Annotated in this window: 21 protein-coding genes; 5 read left to right on the plus strand and 16 right to left on the minus strand. The window is 68.7% G+C overall.

Going from position 1 to position 21550, the window contains the following annotated elements; all coding sequences use genetic code 11:
- Window positions 1–25: 25 nt before the first annotated feature.
- The 9 genes from CQ044_RS18745 to rpsF all read right to left on the minus strand — a co-directional run bounded on the left by CQ044_RS18745 (window position 26) and on the right by rpsF (window position 7565).
- On the minus strand, window positions 26–703 hold the full coding sequence (locus CQ044_RS18745; RefSeq protein WP_105689893.1) for a response regulator: 678 nt from the start codon (window positions 701–703) through the stop codon (window positions 26–28).
- Window positions 700–2382, minus strand: a complete 1683-nt coding sequence (locus tag CQ044_RS18750) for a sensor histidine kinase (protein WP_105689872.1) — start codon at window positions 2380–2382, stop codon at window positions 700–702. Before CQ044_RS18750 ends, CQ044_RS18745 begins: the two co-directional genes overlap by 4 nt.
- Window positions 2379–3983 carry a tripartite tricarboxylate transporter permease gene (locus CQ044_RS18755; RefSeq protein ID WP_105689873.1) on the minus strand — a complete coding sequence of 535 codons (1605 nt, stop codon included), beginning with the start codon at window positions 3981–3983 and terminating at the stop codon, window positions 2379–2381. Before CQ044_RS18755 ends, CQ044_RS18750 begins: the two co-directional genes overlap by 4 nt.
- Window positions 3983–4549: a tripartite tricarboxylate transporter TctB family protein gene (locus tag CQ044_RS18760; RefSeq protein WP_105689874.1), complete on the minus strand. Its 567-nt coding sequence runs from the start codon at window positions 4547–4549 to the stop codon at window positions 3983–3985. Before CQ044_RS18760 ends, CQ044_RS18755 begins: the two co-directional genes overlap by 1 nt.
- A gap of 88 nt (window positions 4550–4637) precedes the next feature.
- Window positions 4638–5654 carry a tripartite tricarboxylate transporter substrate binding protein gene (locus tag CQ044_RS18765; protein WP_105689875.1) on the minus strand — a complete coding sequence of 339 codons (1017 nt, stop codon included), beginning with the start codon at window positions 5652–5654 and terminating at the stop codon, window positions 4638–4640.
- A gap of 222 nt (window positions 5655–5876) precedes the next feature.
- A complete protein-coding gene (gene rplI, locus CQ044_RS18770) occupies window positions 5877–6329 on the minus strand; it encodes a 50S ribosomal protein L9 (RefSeq protein WP_045271356.1) in 453 nt (150 codons plus the stop codon).
- Window positions 6330–6340: 11 nt separating this feature from the next.
- Window positions 6341–6595 (minus strand): 30S ribosomal protein S18, encoded by a 255-nt coding sequence (gene rpsR / locus CQ044_RS18775; RefSeq protein WP_040168021.1) that lies wholly within the window; start codon window positions 6593–6595, stop codon window positions 6341–6343.
- 71 nt (window positions 6596–6666) lie between these two features.
- Window positions 6667–7194: a single-stranded DNA-binding protein gene (locus tag CQ044_RS18780; protein WP_045271355.1), complete on the minus strand. Its 528-nt coding sequence runs from the start codon at window positions 7192–7194 to the stop codon at window positions 6667–6669.
- A gap of 5 nt (window positions 7195–7199) precedes the next feature.
- Window positions 7200–7565: a 30S ribosomal protein S6 gene (gene rpsF / locus CQ044_RS18785; RefSeq protein WP_045271354.1), complete on the minus strand. Its 366-nt coding sequence runs from the start codon at window positions 7563–7565 to the stop codon at window positions 7200–7202.
- A 152-nt stretch (window positions 7566–7717) separates the two neighbouring features.
- Between rpsF and CQ044_RS18790 the strand changes: the two genes are divergently transcribed.
- Both CQ044_RS18790 and CQ044_RS18795 read left to right on the plus strand, forming a co-directional pair.
- Window positions 7718–8569 (plus strand): bifunctional 2-polyprenyl-6-hydroxyphenol methylase/3-demethylubiquinol 3-O-methyltransferase UbiG, encoded by an 852-nt coding sequence (locus CQ044_RS18790; RefSeq protein ID WP_105689876.1) that lies wholly within the window; start codon window positions 7718–7720, stop codon window positions 8567–8569.
- A gap of 4 nt (window positions 8570–8573) precedes the next feature.
- Complete coding sequence (locus CQ044_RS18795) at window positions 8574–9548, plus strand: hypothetical protein (protein ID WP_105689877.1); 975 nt, start codon at window positions 8574–8576, stop codon at window positions 9546–9548.
- Window positions 9549–9573: 25 nt separating this feature from the next.
- On the opposite strand, the gene CQ044_RS18800 is transcribed toward CQ044_RS18795, so the two are convergent.
- Window positions 9574–10014, minus strand: a complete 441-nt coding sequence (locus CQ044_RS18800; RefSeq protein ID WP_105689878.1) for a PIN domain-containing protein — start codon at window positions 10012–10014, stop codon at window positions 9574–9576.
- Window positions 10011–10223: a type II toxin-antitoxin system VapB family antitoxin gene (locus CQ044_RS18805; protein ID WP_219845001.1), complete on the minus strand. Its 213-nt coding sequence runs from the start codon at window positions 10221–10223 to the stop codon at window positions 10011–10013. Before CQ044_RS18805 ends, CQ044_RS18800 begins: the two co-directional genes overlap by 4 nt.
- Window positions 10224–10328: 105 nt before the next feature.
- Here CQ044_RS18805 and CQ044_RS18810 point away from each other — a divergent pair, with 105 nt between their 5' ends.
- Entirely contained in the window at window positions 10329–11510 is a 1182-nt protein-coding gene (locus tag CQ044_RS18810) for a hypothetical protein (protein WP_105689879.1), read from the plus strand.
- A gap of 133 nt (window positions 11511–11643) precedes the next feature.
- On the opposite strand, the gene CQ044_RS18815 is transcribed toward CQ044_RS18810, so the two are convergent.
- From CQ044_RS18815 to CQ044_RS18835, 5 genes are all read right to left on the minus strand, one after another.
- Window positions 11644–13404 carry an ABC transporter ATP-binding protein gene (locus CQ044_RS18815; protein WP_258133373.1) on the minus strand — a complete coding sequence of 587 codons (1761 nt, stop codon included), beginning with the start codon at window positions 13402–13404 and terminating at the stop codon, window positions 11644–11646.
- Window positions 13401–14414, minus strand: coding sequence for an ABC transporter permease (locus CQ044_RS18820; RefSeq protein WP_105689880.1), 1014 nt, complete (start codon window positions 14412–14414; stop codon window positions 13401–13403). Before CQ044_RS18820 ends, CQ044_RS18815 begins: the two co-directional genes overlap by 4 nt.
- 1 nt (window position 14415) lies before the next feature.
- The gene (locus tag CQ044_RS18825) at window positions 14416–15492 is read right to left on the minus strand and encodes an ABC transporter permease (protein WP_105689881.1); all 1077 of its coding nucleotides are present in this window, start codon (window positions 15490–15492) and stop codon (window positions 14416–14418) included.
- A 111-nt stretch (window positions 15493–15603) separates the two neighbouring features.
- Window positions 15604–17238 (minus strand): ABC transporter substrate-binding protein, encoded by a 1635-nt coding sequence (locus CQ044_RS18830; RefSeq protein WP_105689882.1) that lies wholly within the window; start codon window positions 17236–17238, stop codon window positions 15604–15606.
- 207 nt (window positions 17239–17445) lie between these two features.
- Window positions 17446–18342, minus strand: a complete 897-nt coding sequence (locus tag CQ044_RS18835; RefSeq protein WP_105689883.1) for an Lrp/AsnC family transcriptional regulator — start codon at window positions 18340–18342, stop codon at window positions 17446–17448.
- Between the two features lie 211 nt (window positions 18343–18553).
- Between CQ044_RS18835 and CQ044_RS18840 the strand changes: the two genes are divergently transcribed.
- Entirely contained in the window at window positions 18554–19876 is a 1323-nt protein-coding gene (locus CQ044_RS18840; RefSeq protein ID WP_105689884.1) for an MFS transporter, read from the plus strand.
- Window positions 19873–21543 (plus strand): amidohydrolase, encoded by a 1671-nt coding sequence (locus tag CQ044_RS18845; protein ID WP_105689885.1) that lies wholly within the window; start codon window positions 19873–19875, stop codon window positions 21541–21543. Before CQ044_RS18840 ends, CQ044_RS18845 begins: the two co-directional genes overlap by 4 nt.
- Window positions 21544–21550 lie beyond the last annotated feature (7 nt).

A 21550-nucleotide genomic window follows, 5' to 3' on the forward strand; every position in this document is an offset into this window, starting at 1 on the left:
GCCGAGGTCGCCCCGCCCAAGATCACTAGCGCCGGATCGCCCGGTAGCGGTTCTCCGGTCGCCCCACCGCGCCGTAGCGCGGGGCGACCTCGGCCCGCCCGATCGTGGCGAGATGGTCGAGATAGCGGCGCGCACTCACCCGCGACATGCCGAGGGCGTCGGCGATCTCCGCCGACGACATGTCCCCCTCTGCTCCGTCGAGGAGTTCCGCGACCCGCTGCAGGCTCGAGGCCGACAGGTTCCTGGGTGCGGCCGCCGCGTCATCGGATCCGCCGCCCAGCATCAGATCGACCGCCCGCTGATCGAGATCCGCATCGCCCGCCGTCATGCTGAGCGCGCGCTGCACCTCGTTCAGCCGGCGGTGCAGATCGGCCTTCGTGAACGGCTTGACCAGGTAGTGCCGCACGCCCAGCACGCGCGCACGACGGACCGTCTCGAGATCACGGGCAGCGGTCACCGCGATCACCTCGACGTCGGTGCGCATGGCCCGCAGCCGGCGCAGCAGCTCCAGCCCGTTCAGGTCGGGGAGATAGACGTCGAGCAGCAGAAGATCGGGACGATGATGCTCGATCTCCCTGAGGCCCGCCGATGCGGTGTGCGCGACCGCGACCACCTCGAACCCGGGATGGTCGTCGACCAGCGTCGCGTTGAGGGCGGCGAGCATGCGATCGTCCTCGACGATGACGACCCGTGCGGGGCTCATCGCGGAGTCCGCGCCTCGAACGACCACGGCACGTCCACCACGAAGCGCGCCCCGCCGGATGCGGAGGCCTCCGCGATCGCCGTGCCGCCCAGCCGCTGCGCGACGCGCTTGACGATCGTGAGCCCGATCCCGCGCCTCTCCTTGCGGGGTACGGATCCCTTGTCGGACACGTCCATCTCGAAGACCGCGTCGCGCAGGTGCTCGGGGACCCCCGGACCGTCGTCGTCGACGCTCACCGTGATCCGATCCGGCGCGACGTCATCCCTGATTCGCAGCACCACTCGCCCACCCCCGGACTCGAGGGCCTCGATCGCGTTGTCGAGCAGATTGCCGACGATCGTCAACAGGTCGTCGTCCTGCTCGACCTCGCGCAGATGCGACTCGGGATCCACGACCAGGTCGATCCCGAGCTCCTGCGCCCGTGCGGACTTGGCCAGCACGAGCGCCGAGACCTCGATGTCGTCGATGCCGTGCAGCAGCTGTCCCGTCGGGAGGGCTCCGCCTCCGCCCACGCGGTGGATGAAGGAGAGCGCCGCATCGGTCTGGTCCGTCTCGAGCAGGCCGCTGAGCACCTGCAGGGTGTTGAAGAACTCGTGGGACTGCGCCCTCAGGTCATCGGCGAGGCTGCGCGCGCCGCTCAGATCGCGCAGCGTCTCCTCGAGCTCGGTCCGGTCGCGGAGCATCGCGATGTGGCCGACGTCGCGATCCTTCACCCGCGCCGCGGCGCCGTGCACCACGAGCACGCGCTCTCCCGAGAGCACCGGGGTCTCCGCGGTCTCCCCGGAGAGCAGGAACTGCGCCAGCTCCTCGTCCAGCACGTCCGCCGCGTCCTTGCCGAGGATCTGGTCCGACTCCACTCCGAGCAGCCGGGCGGCCGCATCGTTGACCACCACGAGCCTGCCGTCCGCATCCACGGCGATGAACCCCTCCTGGATGCCGTGCAGCATGGCCTCCCTGGTGTCCAGCATCGTGCGGATCTCCTCCGACTCGAGGCCGTAGATGCGCCGGCGCAGCAGCCAGCCGATCCACACCGAGCCGATCACGCCGATCACGGCGGCGGCGATCGGCGCGATGATCAGGCCCGGGAGATCGTCGACGAACTGCGCCTGGAGGTCGACCTCGAAGATCCCGACGGAGACGATCCCGATCACCGGGCCGTCGGGGCCGTGGATGGGGACCTTCACCCGCCAGGACTCGCCGAGCGTGCCCGTCTGAGTCTCGATCTGGACCTTTCCGGAGAGCGCGACCGAGGGGTCCGTCGAGACCATCTCGCCGATGCGGTCCGGATTCGGATGCGAGTAGCGGATGCCCTGATCGTCCGTCACGACGACATAGCTGAGGCCTGATGACTTCCGCACGGCCTCCGCGATCGGCTGGATCTGGCTATGGGGATCCTGCGCCAGCAGCGCCTCCACCACGGTCGGCAGGCCGGCGACCGATTGCGCGATGGCGACCATGCGATCCCGGTAGGCGTCCCGGTTCGCCTGGGCGGCGAGGACGGCGGCGACCGCGCCGGTCCCTGCGACGATGACGAGCACGATGGCGATCTGCAGCACCAGCAGCTGCGTGCTCAACGACATCGAACGACGCACGTGACCAGTGTCCCACGCGGCGAAGCGGCGCCCTCCGAAGGCGGGAACCTCCGCGGGGGCGCCGCTCGCGCCTTGGGCGATGCTCACCCCTGATCGCTCTGCGTGCGCGCCGCCTCCCGCGCCGGCGCGGTGTCGGCGGCCGGCTCCGGCACCTCGATCGTGGGCGTCAGCGTCGTGGGCAGACCTCCCACCTCGACCAGGACATCGCGCTTCGACGGACGGCGGCGCAGCGCGAACGTGAGGACGAAGACCAGGGCGAGGGTGCCGTAGATGGCCCAGGTGAACGGGGTCGAGATCAGCGTCGCGGGATCGCCGCCGGCGATGTCGAGCGCACGCCGGAACTGCACCTCGGCGATCGGGCCGAGGATCGCCCCGACGATGAGCGGCGAGACCGGGTACCCGAAGCGGCGCATGACGTATCCGAGCACGCCCAGCACGAGGAGCAGGCCCACGTCGAAGGTGGAGCCGCCGGCGGCGTAGGCGCCCAGCACGGCGAAGGTCGCGATGCCGGCGAACATGTACGGCTTCGGGATCTTCAGCAGCTTGACCCACAGTCCGACGAGCGGGAGGTTGAGCAGCAGCAGGATCGCGTTGGCGACCACGAGGCTCGCGATGAGGCTCCACACCAGCGGGCCGTTGGTCTCCAGCAGCTGGGGTCCGGTCTGGATGCCGTACTGCTGGAAGGCGACGAGGATCACCGCGGCGGTCGCGGAGGTCGGGATGCCGAGGGTGAGCAGCGGCACCATGGTGCCGGCCGCGTTGGCGTTGTTCGCCGCTTCCGGCCCCGCCACGCCCTCGATCGCACCGTGGCCGAACTCCTGCGGGCGCCGGGACAGCCTGCGCTCCAGCGTGTACGACAGGAACGTGGGGATCTCGGACCCTCCCGCGGGGATCACGCCCAGGGGGAATCCGATCGCCGTGCCGCGCAGCCAGGGCTTCCACGAGCGCCGCCAGTCCTCGCGGTTCATCCACCGCCCCGCGAACGGCATGACCTTGAAGATCAGCGTCGACTGGTGCGCGACGACGTAGAACAGCTCGCCGATCGCGAAGAGCGCGACGATCAGGACGACGGTGTCGATGCCGTCCAGCAGCGGAAGCAGGCCGAAGGTGAGGCGCTGCTGCCCGCTCTGGAAGTCGATGCCGACGAGCGAGATCGCGAGTCCCACAGCCATGGAGATGAGTCCGCGCAGCGGCGAGCTGCCGACCAGCGCGCTCACGGTGAGGAAGGCGACCACCATGAGGGCGAGATAGTCCTGCGGGCCGAGCTGCACCGCGATGTCGACGATCCATGGCGCGAAGAACGCCACCAGCATCGTCGCGATCGTGCCCGCGACGAAGGATCCGATCGCCGCGGTCGCGAGGGCCGTGGCCCCCCTTCCCATGCGCGCCATCCTGTTGCCGTCGATCGCCGTGATGACGGATCCCGATTCGCCCGGGGTCTTCAGCAGGATCGCGGTCGTCGAACCGCCGTACATCGCTCCGTAGTAGATGCCGGCGAACATGATGAAGGCGGCCGACGGATCGACCGAGTAGGTGAGCGGGAGCAGCAGGGCGATGGTGAGCGCGGGGCCGATCCCCGGCAGCACGCCCACGAGCGTCCCGACGATCGTGCCGATCAGTGCGAACAGCAGGTTCTGCGGCTGGAACGCGAGCTCGAACCCGTGCATGAGTCCTTCGAGACCGGGCATCAGATGATCCCTTCCAGGAAGCCCGCGGGCAGATCGATCGACAGCAGTTTCGTGAAGGAGAAGAAGATCACGCAGGCGGTCGCCAGAGCGATCACGAGCGCCACCAGATACCGGCGGGATCCCATCGCGAGGGAGATCAGGTAGAACATCACGGTGGTCGCGGGGATGAAGCCGAGCGGCTCCACGGTGAACAGGAAGAACAGCAGACCGGCGGCGGCGATGCCGAGCGCGGTCCAGTGCGTGCGGGTGACGTCGACGTCGCCCTCGGCCTGCTCGGGCTCACCGCGCCGACCTCGCGCGAGCTGGACGGCCAGCACCACCGCGAGCAGGAGCAGCAGGCTCCCCACCACGATCGGCATGAAGCCGGCGCCGATCCCGGAGGCGGAGGTCGACTGGCGCTGGCCGAGACCGTCGAGGAGGACGATCCCGCCGAGTGCGAACACCGCCGCGGCGACGGCCCACTCGCCGATCCCTTTCGTCGAGGCCGGGCGGGGCCCGTCCCCGAGATCCTCCGGGTGCGGGTCCTCGTGCGTGGCGGTTCCCTGATGCGAAGAGACGTCGCTCATCGGATGCTCCTTCCTGCGGCTTGATACGGCGCGGGCACGACGGCTCGCGGAGGAGGAGGGATCCCCTCCTCCTCCGCGAGCGGCGGTGCTACTTCGCGAGACCGAGGTCCTTGAGGACGCTCTGCACCCGGGTGTTCTCGGTCTTCAGCCAGCCCGCGAACTCGTCACCGGCGATGTAGTTGTCGAGCCACTCGTTCTTCTTCAGCTCCGCCTTCCACGCGTCGCCGGCGTGCATCTTCTCGATGGCGGCCAGGTACTGGGCACGCAGCTTGGCGTCGATCCCTCCCGGCGCCATGATCGAGCGCCAGTTGGCGAACTCGAGCTTCGGGTCGATCTCCCCCGCCGCCTGGGCGAAGGTGAGCGAGCCGTCGTTCTTCAGCGACGACACGAGCAGTCCGGTCAGCTCTCCGCTCTCGATCTGCGCCGCGAACTCTCCGGTCCCGGCGATGCCCGCCTGCACCTTGCCGCCGAGCAGCGCGGTGGTGGCCTCGCCGCCGCCGGAGTAGGGCACGTAGTTGACGTCGGAGGGCTTCACGCCGTAGTGCTGCGCGAGCAGGCCGATGAAGAGGTGGTCGGCGGAGCCGGCGGATCCGCCCGCGATCGCGACGGACTTGGGATCCTTCTTGATCGCTGCGAAGAGCTCATCGGCGTTCGTGAAGGGAGAGCCCTTGGGGACGACGATCGCCTCGTGCTCGCCGACGAGACGAGCGATCGGGGTGAGGTCGTCGAGGGACACGGAGGTGCCGTTCGTGACGACGCCGCTCATCATCGCCAGCCCCGACATGATCAGGAGGTCCTTCTGGCCCTTCTTGGGCGCGACCTGGGCGAGGGCGACGGTGCCCGAGGCGCCTGGCACGTTGTTGACCGTCACGGTCTTGGCCAGTTCGTCGGTCTGCAGCGCGCCCTGGGTCGCTCGCGCGGTCTGATCCCACCCGCTGCCCGGCGCGGCCGGCGCGATCAGCTCGAGGCGGGTGAGAGGGGTGAACGCCGTGGCGCCGGAGTCGGCGGAGGGGGTCTTGTCGCTCTTCGGGGAGCTGCATGCCGTCAGGGCGAGGAGCAGAACCGTCCCCACCGCCGCGGCCCTGGCGAATGTCGAGATCTTCACGGACGATGCCTTTCACTGTCACCGGCGCCATCGCCGGTGTGCGGAGCCGGCGACGCTGCCGGACTCGATGAATGTACTGAGGCGTATCCCGTGAGATCGGTTCTGGTCATTAAGAAAAGCCCGCGATCTCGCAGCGGCTCCCCCGGGACGCGCATCACATCTCCCGGGCACGCGAAAGGGGCCGCCTCCCGAAGGAGACGGCCCCTGACACGGAGTCGGCGCTTACTTGGCGGCGACGACCTGCAGCGTGATCACGGCGGTCACGTCGTCGTGCAGACGAACGGTGGCCTCGTGCTCGCCGACCGACTTGATCGGCGTGGTGATGTGCACCTTGCGCTTGTCGATCGCACCGACGCCCGCGGCCTCGACGGCAGCGGCGACATCGGCGGTCTTGACCGAGCCGAACAGACGGCCCTCGGAGCCGGCCTTGACGGCCAGGCGGACCTTGGCGGCCTCGAGCGCGTTCTTCAGCGCCACGGCGTCGTCACGGTCGTGGATCGCGCGCGCCTGACGGGCGGCCCGGATCTGCTCGACCTGCTTCTCGCCACCGCGCGACCACGCGACAGCGAAACCCTGCGGCACGAGGTAGTTGCGGGCGTACCCGTTCTTGACCTCGACCACGTCACCGGCGCTACCGAGCCCGGCGACCTCATTCGTGAGAATCAGCTTTGCCATGTCGGTACCCCTTAGCGGCCAGCGCCGGCGTAGGGCAGGAGAGCCATCTCGCGCGCGTTCTTGATCGCCTTGGCGATCAGACGCTGCTCCTGCACGGACACACCGGTGATGCGACGGGCGCGGATCTTGCCACGCTCCGAGATGAACTTGCGGAGGGTCGCGACGTCCTTGTAGTCGATGACACCCACGCGGATGGACTTCGCGGGAGCGGCGTTCTTCGCGCCCTTCCGCGGCTTGCGGCGGTCGCCGCTCGACTTTCCAGCCATGAGTCTTCCTTACGAGAAATGGTTTTCGGATCCGTCAGGATCCGGAATCTTGTTGTGTCCGGAGACGACGCTCAAAAAGGCGTGTCGTCGCCGAACGAGCCGGGAGTGCTCCACGCATCCGCGCTCGAGGAACCGGACGACCCGGGGGTCGACCAGGGCTCGTTCGAGGCCTGCTGCGGACGGCTGCCGCCGCCACCGCCCTGGAAGTTCCCGCCGCCGGCGCCCGCATCGGACCGCGCAGCACGGGTGACCTGAGCGGTCGCGTAACGGAGCGACGGGCCGACCTCATCGACCTCGAGCTCGATGGACGTCCGGGTTGCCCCTTCTTTGTCCTGGTAGGAGCGCTGACGCAGGCGGCCGGTCGCGATGACCCGCATGCCCTTCGTCAGCGAACCGGCCACGTGCTCGGCGAACTCGCGCCACACGGACGCACGGAGGAACAGCGCATCGCCGTCCTTCCACTCGTTCGCCTGGCGGTCGAAGGTGCGCGGCGTCGAAGCGATGGTGAAGTTCGCCACCGGCAGCCCGTTCTGCGTGTAACGCAGCTCGGGGTCGGCGGTGAGGTTTCCCACCACGGTGATGACGGTCTCGCCGGCCATGGTCCTTAGACCTTCGCGGCCTTGGGCTTGCGAGCGGCCTTCTCCTCGGCCCGCTTGGCCTCGGCGGCGACCATCGCCTGCGCCTCTTCAGCGCGCTGCACCTTGGTGCGGAACACGAGCTCGCTGAGGTTCAGCTGACGGTCGAGTTCGTTGGTGGCATCGCTGGTCGCGGTGAAGTTCACGACGACGTAGATGCCCTCGGTCTTCTTGTTGATCTCGTAGGCGAAACGGCGCTTGCCCCAGATGTCGACCTTGTCAATCGAGCCACCATCGTTGGTGATGACCTTCAGGAACTTGTCGAGGTTGGGGGCAACCTGGCGCTCGTCCAGCTCGGGGGTCAGAATGACCATGAGCTCGTACTGGTGCGTCACTTACCCACCTCCTTCGGACTAGAACGGCTTCCGGGACTTTCCCGGAAGCAGGAGGGTGTGTAGCACGTGCCGGGGCATGAATCGCCCAGGCAACCTGTACAGCTTAGCGGATCCGGCTGGGTGCGCCGAATCGGGGCCGGTAGCCTGGCGGCATGAGCGAACCCGTGACGAGTTCAGTGCGGATCGACTGGGAGCCGGCGCGGGATGCCAACCGCGAGAACTGGGACGACCGCGTCGCGTTGCACGCGGAGGCCTACGGGCTCCAGGCGTTCGAGGATCCGGCCCACCTCTCCGACGTCGTGCGCGAAGACGCTGCGGCGCTCGCGCCGTTCCTGCCGGAGGGATTCGACGGCCTCGAGATCTGCCACCTGCAGTGCCACATCGGCACCGACACCCTCTCGTTCGCCCGGCTCGGCGCGAGGGTGACAGGGGTCGACTTCTCCGCCCCAGCCCTGGAGACGGCTGCCGCGCTCGCGTCACGGCTCGGCCTCGACGCCGACTGGGTCGAGACCGATGTGCTCGACGCCGCGGCAGCAGTCGACGCGGAGTTCGACCTCGTCTACACGAGCATCGGCGCCATCTGCTGGCTGCACGATCTCGACCGCTGGGCCGCGCAGGTCGCCGGGCTGCTGCGACCCGGCGGAACGTTCTACATCCGCGATGGGCACCCGCTGCTGTACGCGCTCGACGAGAGCCGCGAGGAGCTCGTCCTTCGCTATCCCTACTTCGAAACCGGAGCGGCACAGGCCTGGGACGGCGACGGCACGTACGCCGGAGACGGCACGGTCGCACATCCGCGCACCTACGAGTGGCCGCATCCCCTCTCCTCCGTCGTGAACGCCCTGATCGGAGCCGGTCTGCGGATCCGTCGCCTGGACGAAGGCAGGACGCTGCCGTGGCAGTTCAGCCCGCGGATGCTGTCCACGGACGACGGATTCGTCTGGCCGGAAGCGGAGCGCGACCTGGTCCCCTGCACCTTCACAATCGTCGCGACGAAGGACTGAGCGCATGCGCTGGGAAGACGACGTCCAGGTCGGCCGCTGGATCAGAGAACGACTGGATCCTGATCTCGGATCCGACATGCACTCGGTCGTGCCCCGTGGGTTCGAGGCATATGCGCGGATCTTCCATCCCGCCTGGGTGCGGAGCGTGCCCGGCGGCGTCGTGCCGACGCACGACGAGCTGCGGGCGATGTCGGAGGACGAGGCGGCGCGAATCCAGTCCGGGCTCCGCGACGAGCAGGCCACGTGGGCGGACACGGCCGCGGCGTTCGGCACGGTGCTGCATCCGCTCGCGCAGTGGAACCGGATCGTGCGGACGCCCGAGGGCGAGGACTGGCGTCACCGTCGCGCTCCGGACGGACGTGAGTTCCAGGCCCCGATCGAGGGCGACCTGCCGCCCTCGCTCCTGGCTCCCATCGCCGAGCATCTGGTGGCGCACACGAGCACGCCGGACGCCGGATACGCAGGCGTCTGGGAGGGCTGGGGCGGTCTGCAGGGCAGCTTCGGGTCGACCGGTCGCGCGTTCCTCACCTTCACCGACGACCCCGGCGAGGCGCACGCGGCCATGCTCGCCGAGAGCATCCATGACCCGTTCAACAATCCGTACCAGAAGGCGGTGTGGCAGGACGGGATCCTCTCCCGCGAGATCTCCGAAGGCGCGCGCCTCGAACTCCCCCAGCGCAACCACGTGCTCTTCGCCGTGCCGCCGCGCACGTTCGCGGATCCGGACTGGGGGGCCTTCGTCCCGTGGAGCGACAAGATCGCCGAGGAGCGGGGGTTCCCGCCCAGCGCGCTGCATCCGAGCCTCATCTGGCCTGCCGATCGCGCCTGGATCCTGGTCAGCGAGATCGACTTCGACTCGACGATCGTCGGCGGATCCCCGGCCCTCATCGCCGCACTGTGCGCGGACGAGCGGCTCGAGGCCCTGCCGATCCCCGAAGGCGCGAACCTGCAGTGGGACGCCGACGAGGTGAACACCTGAGCAGACCCGCCCGAGACGGTACCTCTCAGTCCGCGCTGCCCCAGGGCACGATCCATCTGTGCGAGAACGCCGGCGCGACCTGTGCGACGTTCTCGAAGTCCGCGTCGTAGTGCACGACGGTGACCGTCTGCTGCGCATCCGAATGACGAAGCGCCGTCGCCGCGATCTGCAGATCGCTCACCCCCACCGAACGTCCGATGCCGGCTTCGAACAGCCGGCGCTGGAGGTCGATCGCGAGGGTCGCGACTCGTTCATCCGGGGGGAGGAAGATGCGCGCTCGCGTGCTCGCGTCGACCAGCGTCCGATGATCGTCGGCGTTGCGCGCGGAGTACCCCTCCTCCAGGATCTGCGGCAGGCATCCGCCCAGCTCTCCGTGTTCGAGGAGCTCCGCGAACGCCGACGCCACGGTCGATGAGCGGTGCAGCCGCTGCAGCGCCGAGTTGTCGATGAGGAAGATCCTCCTCATCGCTGTGCGTCGTCGATGGTCCGCGCGTCGTCGAGATCGACGGCGATCCCGGACTGGAGCAGATCGATGTAGCCGAGCGCCTCACCGCGTCGGACGACCTGCGCGAGAGCCTCGTTCACCGCGGCCTTCTTCGTGACGGCCCCGGTGACCTCCATCGCCTTCGCGAGAAGGGCGTCATCGATGTCGATGAGTGTCTTCGTTATGCTCACCCCTGGATATCTTGGCTGTCTCTTCAATATATACGCGCGCTCCGACACCCATGCCGGCGCAGTGGTCCTCTCTCGAAAACAGTGCTCCCGGATTAGCGTGGACGGGTGACCACTCCGCAGCCGGGCACCGCCGCCCCCTTCGACGCCCGTGCGCTGACCGAACCGGTCGACCGCGCGCGACTCGCCGCGTGGTCCCGCGAGGCCAGGGCGAGCGGCCAAGGCCCACGCGTGGGTCAGATCGTGATCTTCCTCGTGGCCATCCTGTTCATCGTCTTCATCGGATTCGGCATCGTCGGGATCTTCCTGACGGTTGCGCTCGGCTCCTCCGGCGGCGTCGTGGTCCCGCTGCTGATGCTCGTCGTCGTCGGCCTCGCGGTGTGGGGCGGCGTCGCGTGGTGGAACCGGCAACTGGTGCGGGGCTACCGCCTGGCCGGATTCGCGAGCGCGAACGCCATGTCCTACCTGCCGGAGCTCAAGGATCCGCAGCTGCCCGGGATGCTGTTCGATCTCGGGCATGGCCGCATCGCCACCGATCTCGTGCGCGGCGCCTCACCGCGCTTCGTCGAGTTCGCGAACTTCAAGTACACGACGGGCTCGGGCAAGGAGAGCCAGACGCACGAGTGGGGGTACATCGCGATCAGGCTCGACGTTCCGCTGCCGAACATCGTGCTGGACGCCCAGTCCAACAACGGGTTCTTCGGATCCAACCTTCCCGCGAGCTACGACGGGCACCAACGGCTTTCGCTCGAGGGCGACTTCGACCGCTCCTTCGCGCTCTACTGCCCCGCCGGCTACGAGCGCGACGCGCTCTACCTGTTCACGCCCGACATCATGGCCCGGTTCATGGACAGCGCGTCGGCCTTCGACGTCGAGATCGTCGACGACTGGTTGTTCCTGTACGCACAGAACCGGCAGGTCACCACCTTGGATCCGGCCGTGTGGGCGCAGATGTTCGGCACCGTGGGCGCCGTCCTCACCAAACTGCAGCAGTGGGCGCGCTGGCGCGACGAGCGCCTGCGCGCGGCGTCCAGCGTCGACGCCGTCACCGCACCGGACGAGTCCGGCGCCTCTCCCGCCACCGCTGCGGCGTCGGCGGCATCGGCCCCGGCTCAGTTCGCCGGGCCGGCCGCGCCGACGCCCGGAGATCCTGCCCAGCCGTGGTCTCCCCCGCCCGGCGTCGCTCCCGGCGGGCGCCGGCTCAAGCGCGCGTTCCCCTGGGTGTCGGTGCTGGTGTTCGCCGGCGTCGGGATCGCCTGGCTGGTGTTCCGCATGATGTTCGGGCACTGACGCGTCGCCTACTCCGGGGTCGTTGAGCGAGCCGAAGGCGAGACGAAACGCGGCGCCCTCGCAAGAGCACCGCGTTTCGTCTCCGTCGCGCTGGCGCGCGTCGTCGCTCAACGACCCCGATCGGGGGCGCCGGTCAGGCCCTGCGCCGCACCGCCTGCCACAGGGCGCGGCGCTCGGCCTGCTCCACCGGATCCGGCACGGGGAGAGCCGCGAGCAGCTCCTTCGTGTAGGAGTTCGACGGATCGTTCAGGACCTGCGCGGTCGTGCCCTGCTCCTGGATCCGGCCGTGCTGCAGCACGATGATGCGGTCGGAGACCGCATCGATCACGGCGAGGTCGTGGCTGATGAACAGCGATGCGAAGCCGAGCTCGGCCTGCAGCTGCACGAACAGGTCGAGCACCTTCGCCTGCACCGAGACGTCGAGCGCACTCGTGGGCTCGTCTGCGATGAGCAGCTTCGGGTCCAGGGACAGGGCGCGTGCGAGCGAGGCGCGCTGGCGCTGTCCGCCGGAGAGCTCGTGCGGGAAGCGGTCGCCGAAGTTGGTCGGCAGCCGCACCGCGTCGAGCAGCTCGTCGACGCGGGCACGGGCGGCGGCGACGCTCGCCGCCTTCCCGTGCACCACGAGCGGCTCGGCGATGCACTCGGCGATCGACAGCAGCGGGTTGAAGCTCGTCGCCGGATCCTGGAACACGAACCCGATCTCGGGGCGGAGCGGGGTGAGCTGGCGCTGCTTCACGCCGTTCATCTCCTGGCCGAGCACGCGCAGCGATCCGCCGACGACCGTGGTGAGGCCGACGACGGCACGGCCGATCGTGGTCTTCCCGGATCCGGATTCGCCGACCAGGCCCACGACCTCGCCGGGTCCGACGTGGAAGTCGACGCCCTTGACCGCGACGACGCCGCCGCGTCCGAAGCGGCCCGGGTAGCCGATCTCGCACGCCCGCGCCACGATGAGGCTGCCTTCCGGCGCCTCGTCCGCGATGCCGGTCGACGCGCCCGGCGAAGCGTCCGATCCGGTACGGATCCCTTCGACGGGCTCAGGGACCGACAGGGCCGACTTGCCCTGGCCGACGTGCGGCACGGCGGCGAGCAGCTCCCTGGTGTATTCCTGCTGCGGGTTCGCGAAGAGGTCCCGCACCGAGGCCTGCTCGACGATGTCTCCGCGCAGCATCACGACGACACGGTCGGCGAGGTCGGCGACCACGCCCATGTTGTGCGTGATGAGGACGATCGTCGCGCCGAACTCGTCGCGGCAGGCACGCAGCAGCTCGAGGATCTCGGCCTGCACCGTGACGTCGAGAGCGGTCGTCGGCTCGTCGGCGATGATGAGCCCGGCGTTCAGCACGAGGGCCATAGCGATCACGATGCGCTGCTTCTGCCCGCCCGAGAACTGGTGCGGGAACTCGTCGACGCGCTTGTCCGGATCCGGGATGCCCACCTTGCGGAGGATCTCGATCGCCTTGGCCTTCGCCTCCTTCTTGGAGAGCCGGCCGTCGTGATGCGCGCGCAGTCCCTCGGCGATCTGCCAGCCCACGGTGTAGACGGGGTTCAGCGCCGTGGACGGCTCCTGGAACACCATCGCGGCATCGCGTCCGCGCATCGCGCGCATCTTCGCGGCCGACGCGTGCACGACGTCGGTCTCACCGCCGCGGCCGCGGATGATGACCGCGCCCGACATGGTCGCGGTCTCCGGCAGCAGGCCGAGCAGCGCGTTGGCGGTGACGGTCTTGCCGGATCCGGATTCGCCGACGATCGCGAGCACCTCGCCCGCGTGCGCCTGGATGTCGATGCCCTTGACCGCGTCGACGGGGTCGCCGTCGGTCGCGAAGCGCACCTTGAGTCCGCGGATGTCCGCCACATCGGGCAGGCCGGTGTTCATGGTCGTGCCGGTCATGCCGCACCTCCCGCGCGACGGCGGGTGCGCAGTCGCGGATCGCTCAGGTCGTTCAGGCTCTCGCCGACGAGGGTGATGCCGAGCACCACCAGCACGATCGCGAGGCCGGGGAAGATGGACGTCCACCAGATGCCGCTGGTGACGTCCGCGATGGCGCGGTTCAGGTCGTAGCCCCATTCCGCGGCCGAGGTCGCCTCGATGCCGAAGCCGAGGAAGCCGAGTCCGGCGAGGGTCAGCAGCGCCTCCGAGGCGTTCAGCGTGATCACGACAGGCAGCGAGCGCGTGGAGTTGCGCAGCACGTGACGGGTCAGGATCCGTCCGGTCGGCACGCCGATGACCTTCGCCGATTCGACGAACGGCTCGGCCCTCACGCGCACCACTTCGGCGCGGATCACACGGAAGTACTGCGGCACGAAGACCACGGTGATCGACAGGGCCGTGGCCATGATGCCCGACCACAGGTTCGACTGCCCGTGGCTGATCACGATCGACATGACGATCGCGAGCAGCAGCGAGGGGAACGCGTAGATCGCATCGGCGATCACGACGAGCGTGCGATCCAGCCAGCCGCCGAAGTATCCCGACACCAGGCCGAGCGCGATGCCGATGAAGATCGAGCAGGCGATCGCGGCGATGATCACGAGCAGAGCGGTCTGGGATCCCCAGATCACACGCGAGAAGACGTCGAATCCGCTCACGGTGGTGCCGAGGATGTTGGTGGCGCTCGGCGGCTGCTGCGTGCCGAACTTCACCCCGTTCGCGGACTGCTGCGCCCACGAGTACGGGGCGATGAGCGGCGCCAGGATCGCGACCAGCACGAAGATGCCGGTGATGACGAGGCCGGTCACGAGCATGCCGCGCTGCAGGCCGACGCTCTGGCGCAGCTGCGAGACCACGGGGAGCCGTTCGCTCCAGCGGCGCTTGCGGGGCGCCTGCGCGGCGAGGACCTCGGTCTTCGGGGTCGGCAGGTCGCGGTCGATCACGGGTTCTGGTGTGTTGTCGACGGTCATCTCAGTACCTCACCCGCGGGTCGATCATCGCGGCGACGATGTCGACGATGAAGTTCGTGACGGCGACGATCAGCGCGATCATCACGACGATGCCCTGCACGGCCACGAAGTCGCGGGCCTTCAAGTACTCGCTCAGCATGAACCCGATGCCCTTCCACTCGAAGGTCGTCTCGGTGAGGATGGCGCCGGCGAGCAGCAACGCGATCTGCAGGCCCATGACCGTGATGATCGGGATGAGGGCGGGGCGGAACGCGTGCTTGGTGACCAGGCGGTACTCGCTCACACCGCGGGAGCGGCCGGAGGTGACGTACTGCTGGCCGAGCGTGCCGATCACGTTCGTGCGGATGAGCCGCAGGAAGATGCCGGCGGTGAGCAGGCCGAGAGCGAGGGCGGGCAGGATCGCGTGCCACAGCACGTCGAGGATCGCCGGGCCGTTGCCGAGGCGGATCGCGTCGAGCAGGTAGATGCCGGTGGGGGTGCTGACACCGCTCATCAGCAGCTCGGTCTGGGTGCTCGCGCGCCCGGAGACCGGCATCCAGCCCAGCCAGACCGAGAAGACGAGCTTCAGCAGCAGGCCGACGAAGAAGATGGGAGTGGCGTAGGCGAGGATCGCCATGATGCGCAGCGATGCGTCCTGCCACTTGTCGCGGCGGTGCGCGGCGACGAGGCCGAGCGGGATCGAGACCGCGAACGCGACGATGAGCGCGTAGATCGCGAGCTCGAGCGTGGCGGATCCGTAGGTCAGCAGCACCGTGGTGACCTTCTGGCCGTCCGTGATCGTCGTGCCGAAGTCGCCGTGCAGGATGTTGGCGAGGTATTCGAAGTACTGGATCAGGACCGGGCGGTCGTAGCCGGCCTCGTGCACGCGCTGCGCGAGCTGGTCGGCGGGAAGGCGGCCGCCGAGGGCCGCGGTGATCGGGTCGCCGGTGACCCGCATCAGGAAGAAGACCAGGGTGATCAGGATGAGGACGGTGGGGATGATCAGCACGAGGCGGATCAGGATGTAGCGCCACAGTCCTCCTCCGGAGGACTTGGGACGCGCCGCCACGGGATCTGCGGCGAGGACATCAACGGCCATGGAGAACCTTTGTGAGGAGGAGAAGAATGACGGTCCCTGAGCCCGTCGAAGGGCCCGGGAACGAGGACGGGGCACCGTCGCGAGTGCGGCGGTGCCCCGTCTGAGGGTGCGCTACTTCGTCAGCGGCGCGTAGCGGAACTTGAACGAGGCGTCGAGCGTGGTGCCGTTGACACCCGCACCGACGACCGCGACCTGCTTGCCCTGCAGCAGGGGCAGGGTGGACAGGTCCTTCGCGACCATGTCCTGCACCTGCGCGAGGTCGGCCATGCGCTTGTCCTTGTCGGTCTCGGTCTGCGACTTCACGATCAGGTCGTTGACCGCCGTGTTGTCGTAGTGGTTGCCGAGGAAGTTCTTCGTGAGGAAGAACGGCGACAGGTAGTTGTCGGCGTCGGAATAGTCCGGGAACCAGCCGAGCTGGTACGCCGGGTACACGTCGGCCGTGCGGTCCTTCGAGTACTGCGTCCACTCGGTGCTCTGCAGGTTGACGGCGAACAGACCGCCCTGCTCGAGCTGAGCCTTGATCGCGGCGTACTCGTCACCCGAGGACGGGCCGTAGTGGTCGCCGTTGTACTGAAGGTTCAGCGTGACCGGGGTGGTGACGCCCGCGTCGGCGAGGACCTTCTTCGCCTTGTCGAGCGAGGGTCCGCCGTTGCCGTCGCCGTACATCGACTTCAGCGGCTGAGTGGCGCCGGCCATGCCGTCGGCGACGAAGGAGTACAGCGGGCTGTACGTGTCCTTGTAGACGTCCTTCGCGATCGCCGCGCGGTCGACGAGGTCCGCCGCCGCCTGGCGCACGGCCTGGGACTTGGCCGGGTCGGCCTCGGGCGTCGTGGCGCCGTAGGGCATCGTGTTGAAGTTGAAGACGATGTAGCGGATCTCGCCACCGGGGCCCTCGACCAGCTTGACCTTCTTGTTCTTGCTCAGGTCCTCGGTGTCGGTGGCCGAGAGGCTGCGGAACGCCACGTCGATGTCGCCGTTGCCGACCGCGAGCTTCAGGTTCGACGCGTCGGCGTAGTACTTGACGTTGACCTGGCTGTTGGCGGCCTTGCCCAGCTCGCCCTGGTAGCCGGCGTACGGCTTGTAGGAGATGAGCTGGTTCTTCTTGTAGTCGGTGATCTCGTACTGACCGGCGAAGGCCTTGCCCTTGACGATGGTGTCGTCATCGGTGACCTTGTCGGCCGAGAACACCTTCTCGTCGACGATCGGGGCTGCGGGGCTCGAGAGGATCAGCGGCCAGATCTGGTCGTTGCCGTTCTTCAGCTTGAAGACGACCGTGGTCGCGTCCGGAGCCTCAGTGCTGTCGAGGTTGCCGAGCAGCGAGGCGGGGCCGTTGGGGTCGTTGATCTTGACCATGCGGTCGAAGGAGAACTTGACCGACGCCGACGTGAGCGGGTCGCCGTTCGCGAACTTGAGGTCCTTCTTGAGCTTCACCGTGTACTCGGTCGGTGAAGTGAACTCCGCCGACTCGGCGATGTCGGGGGTGACCTCCGCCGTGCCGTACTTGCTGTTCATGAGGAACGGGTAGATCTGGTTCATCACCGCGAACGAGCCGTTGTCGTACGAGCCGGCCGGGTCGAGGAACGTGACCTTGTCGGTCGTGCCGACGGTGATCGTGCTGCCGGAGGATCCCCCGGTCGAACCCCCGCCGCCCGTGCTGCTCGTCGCGCAGCCCGCAAGAACGAGGGCCGTGGCGCCGAGCGCGCCGATGGCGAGGCCGAGACGGCCTCGAGTGCTGTGGAATGACATATACACCTCTGTATCGGTTCCGTGGCCGCAGTTCATCGCGGCCGCAACATCCATGGCCGTCAGGGTTCACGGCGCACGGGACACCCGATTGTAGGCACGGGTCGGCGATTCTCGGGAGTTCCGACGCCGAGACGTGATCTCGACCGCATATCTTCCTGCGGTGGCACCGGCGCGGATCCGGCCGTTATCGGCGCCCGAGATCCCGCACTATTCCGGGAAATGCGGGAACTGACGGGCGTAGTCCTCCTTGAGCACCGCGAGATGCAGCCAGGCCTCGGTGTGGGACACACCCGGCAGTGAGCGCAGCCGCTCGAGACCGGCGTGGAGGGCCCCGGGCGAGGGCTCCACGAACGTGATCACGGCATCGAAACGACCGATCGTCCGTGCGGCGAAGTCCACGCCGGGCCAGGTGCGCACGATCGAGAGGACCGCGTCGTCATCGCCGAGCAGGCTGAGCCCCACGCCCATCGACTGCCTCCGGTGCGCGGGGCCGCGGGCTTCCACGGCGCCGATCTGGATGACGTGCGCGGCACGGAGCCGCTGCACCCTGGTCGCGACCGCGGAGGGCGACAGCCGCACGACCTCGCCGAGAGCGCGGAAGCTGATCCGCCCGTCCTCCTGCAGCAGCTCGATCAGTGCGGTATCGGTCTCGTCCAGCACGACGTCGCCGCGGTAGCTCGAGACGAACGGGCCCTTCACGACCGAGGTGTAGACGAGGGTGTTCACGTCGAGCACCTGCGGGATGGCCCTGATGTCCTCGATCACCGCGTGCAGTTCGGACATCGTCCCGAGGCGCACCTCGGCCACGAGGTCGTAGACGCCCCCGATCGCCGACACGAAGACGGTCTCCACCCGCGCCTGCAGCGCCTCCGCCACTCCGGCGCTCGCCCCCGCCGTGCGGATCGAGACGTGCGCGATGACGTGCTGTCCGAGGAAGAAGGGATCGACCGCGCCGATGATCCGGATCGTCCGATCGTCCAGCAGCAGGCGCAGTCGTGACGCCACCGCGGTCCTCGTCTGGCCGAGGTCGGCGGCGAGTGAGCGGATGCTCGCGCGCCCGTCCTCGCGGAGCGCACGGATGAGTTCTGCGTCGAAATCAGTCATGATGCAGGCGATCCCCGACTTTCCCTGTTTGGATTCCGAAGCAATCACAATCGCAGCCGGAGACGGACGAACAGCGTGGAACGGAATCAGGATGCGAGGCATCGCGAACATTACTCCAGTCGTGGACCTTATGCACGCAACTTTTGGCATTGCGCGGGTGCAGATCCGGCCATAGCATCCTTCGCATCCCTGACACCGCAAAGGAGCGGGCATGACCTCCACCCACGCAAAGGCCCGGCGCGCCGGGCTCGCGGCCTTCGTCGGCACCACGATCGAGTGGTACGACTTCTACGTCTACGCCACGGCCGCCGCCCTCGTGTTCGGCCCGCTCTTCTTCCCGAGCAAGGATCCGCTCGCGGAGACGTCGGCCGCGTTCGCCACGTTCGCCGTGGCCTTCCTCGTCCGCCCGATCGGGGGCATCCTGTTCGGCCACATCGGCGACAAGCTCGGCCGCCGGGTCTCGCTCGTCATCACTCTGCTGCTCATGGGCGCCTCCACGGTGCTCGTGGGATGCCTGCCGACGTACGAGAACGTGGGCATCCTCGCCCCGATCCTGCTGATCCTGCTGCGCGCGATCCAGGGTCTCGCGGTGGGCGGCGAGTGGGGTGGCGCCGTGCTCATGAGCGTCGAGCACGCCCCGGAGAAGTCGAAGACCTTCTACGGCGGCTTCACCCAGCTCGGCAACCCCGCCGGCGCCCTGCTCGCCTCGGGCATCTTCGCGATCATGTCGCGCGGCGGAGACGACTTCATCCGCAACGGCGGCTGGCGGATCCCCTTCCTGCTCTCGATCGTGCTCATCGGCGTCGGGCTCTGGGTGCGCTACCGCGTCGAGGAGTCGCCGGTCTTCGAGGAGAAGATCGAGGGACGCAAGCAGTCGATGCCGCTCGCCTTCGCGCTTCGCGCGAACTGGCGTCCCATCCTGCTCGGCATCGGCATCCTGCCGATCTCCACAGGCGGGTACTACCTGGCCACCACCTTCGCGACCGCCTACGCGACGGGAGCGCCGATCTCGATCAGCGAGCAGGTGATCCTGGATGCGATGACCATCGCCTCCTTCGTGGAGTTCGTGGTGACGCTTCCGGTCGCGTGGCTCGGCGACAAGTGGGGCCGCAAGAACGTCATGTACATCGGTCTGATCACCTCGGTGCTGACCTTCACGCCGTTCCTGCTGCTCATGCCGGGCCGGGTCGAGCCGCTCATCTTCCTCTTCGCGTCGCTCGTGCGCATCGCGATGAGCGCCACCTATGCACCGATCGCGGCGATCCTCGCGCAGATGTTCCGCCCGCAGGCGCGCTACACGTCGATCGCGCTCTCCTACGGCGTCGGCGCGGCGGTCTGGGCCGGGTTCTCCCCCTGGTTCGCGACCCAGCTGGTCGCCTGGACGGGCAGCATCTGGGCGGTCATCGCGATGTTCGTCGGCATGGCCGTGCTCGCCGGCATCTGCACCAGGCTGGCGCCCCAGCACTCCGACGAGGCCCCGGTCACGTCCTCCTTCACCGCCCGCACCGACACCACCGCGAACAGGCTGCCATGAGAAAGCTCGTCCCCTTCGACCAGTCCCGTCAGACGACCCCCCGGCTCGTCACCGCCCGCACGATCCATCTGCTCGACCCGTCCGCCACGACCGCGACCGCGATGCTCGTCGACCGCGGCAGGATCCTCGCCACCGGCTCGCCCGCCGAGTGCGAGGCGGCGGCCGACGCGGCCGGTCTGACGCCGGAGCGGGTCGACCTCGGCGACGCGACGGTCGTACCGGGCTTCATCGACGCGCACGCGCACCCGCTCATGTACGGGCAGATGATGACCTGGGTGGACTGCGGGCCGGAGAAGGCGGGCAGCATCCCGGAGATCGTCGCGCTGCTGCAGGCAGCGGCAGCGACGCTCCCCGCGGGGCGCCCGGTGCGCGGCTACGGCTACGAGCACCGCAACCTCGCCGAGCAGCGCCACCCCACCCGGTTCGAGCTCGACCAGGTCGCGACCGACCGTGAGGTCTATCTCATGAACGCCTCCGGGCACGGCGGCGTCGTGAACTCCTACACGCTCGAGAGCAGCGGGATCGCCCGCGAGACGCCGAACCCCGCGGGCGGCGAGTTCTTCCGCGACGCCGAGGGCGAGCTCACCGGCGAGCTGTCGGACGCGGCCTGCAACATCCTCACCGGAGTGCACGGCGTGAAGGTGGGCCACCACGGCCCGAACTTCCACCTCGCGGACGAGCCGGAGGAGCACCTGCGCCAGCTCGACGTCGCGACCTCGCGCTTCCTCGCGGGGGGCGTCACCGCGATCGGCGACGCGCAGGTGAGCCGCCGCGAGTTCGACATGTACCTGCGGCTCGCGCAGGCAGGGAGGCTGCCTCTGCGGGTGTCGATGTACCTGCTCTCGCACCTGCTCGACGAGGCGCTGGAGATGGGGCTCGTCGGCCAGTTCGGCAATGCGCACCTCAGCTTCGCCGGCATCAAGTTCTACGCCGACGGCACCCTCGGCGGCTGGACCGCCTACTTCCCGGACGGCTACGTAGGGGATCCCTGCCGTACCGGACAGCTGTACCACGAGCCCGCCGAATACGCCGCTCTCATCCGGCGCGCGCACGCGGCAGGGCTGCAGACGGCGACGCACGCGCAATCGCCCACGGCGATCGAGATGGTCGTCTCGGCGATCGAGGCCGCGCTCGCGGAGAATCCCGACGACGATGCGCGGCATCGCATCGAGCACTGCGGGCTGCCGACCCCCGAGCAGATCGAGCGCATGGCGACCGCCGGCATCCGCCCGGTGAACCAGCCTCAGCACTACTACAACTGGGGCGAGGGGGTCGAAGAGGCGATCGGGACACCAGGAGAGCGCTTCAACCCGCTGGGCGAGTTCGAGCGCGCCGGGGTGCCGGTCACCATCTCGTCCGATGCGCCCGTAGCCGATCCGATCCCGCTCGAGGCGATCCAGGCGGCCGTGACCAGGGTCACCCGCCGCGGTCACAGGCTCGGCCCGGACGACCTGCGGATCTCCGCCCTGTCCGCCCTGCGCGCGCACACGATCGAAGGCGCCGTCTCGCTCGGCCGCGAGGATGACCTGGGCAGCCTCGAGGTCGGCAAGCTCGCCGACTTCGTGGTGCTGGACGAGGATGTGCTCGAGGCGGACCCGGAGCGGATCGGCCGGATCCGGGTGCTCGAGACCTGGGTCGACGGCGAGCCGCGGCACCGCGCGGCCTGAGGGGACG

The organism is Microbacterium sp. MYb64 (genome assembly GCF_002979495.1).
Taxonomy (GTDB): Bacteria; Actinomycetota; Actinomycetes; order Actinomycetales; family Microbacteriaceae; genus Microbacterium; species Microbacterium azadirachtae_A.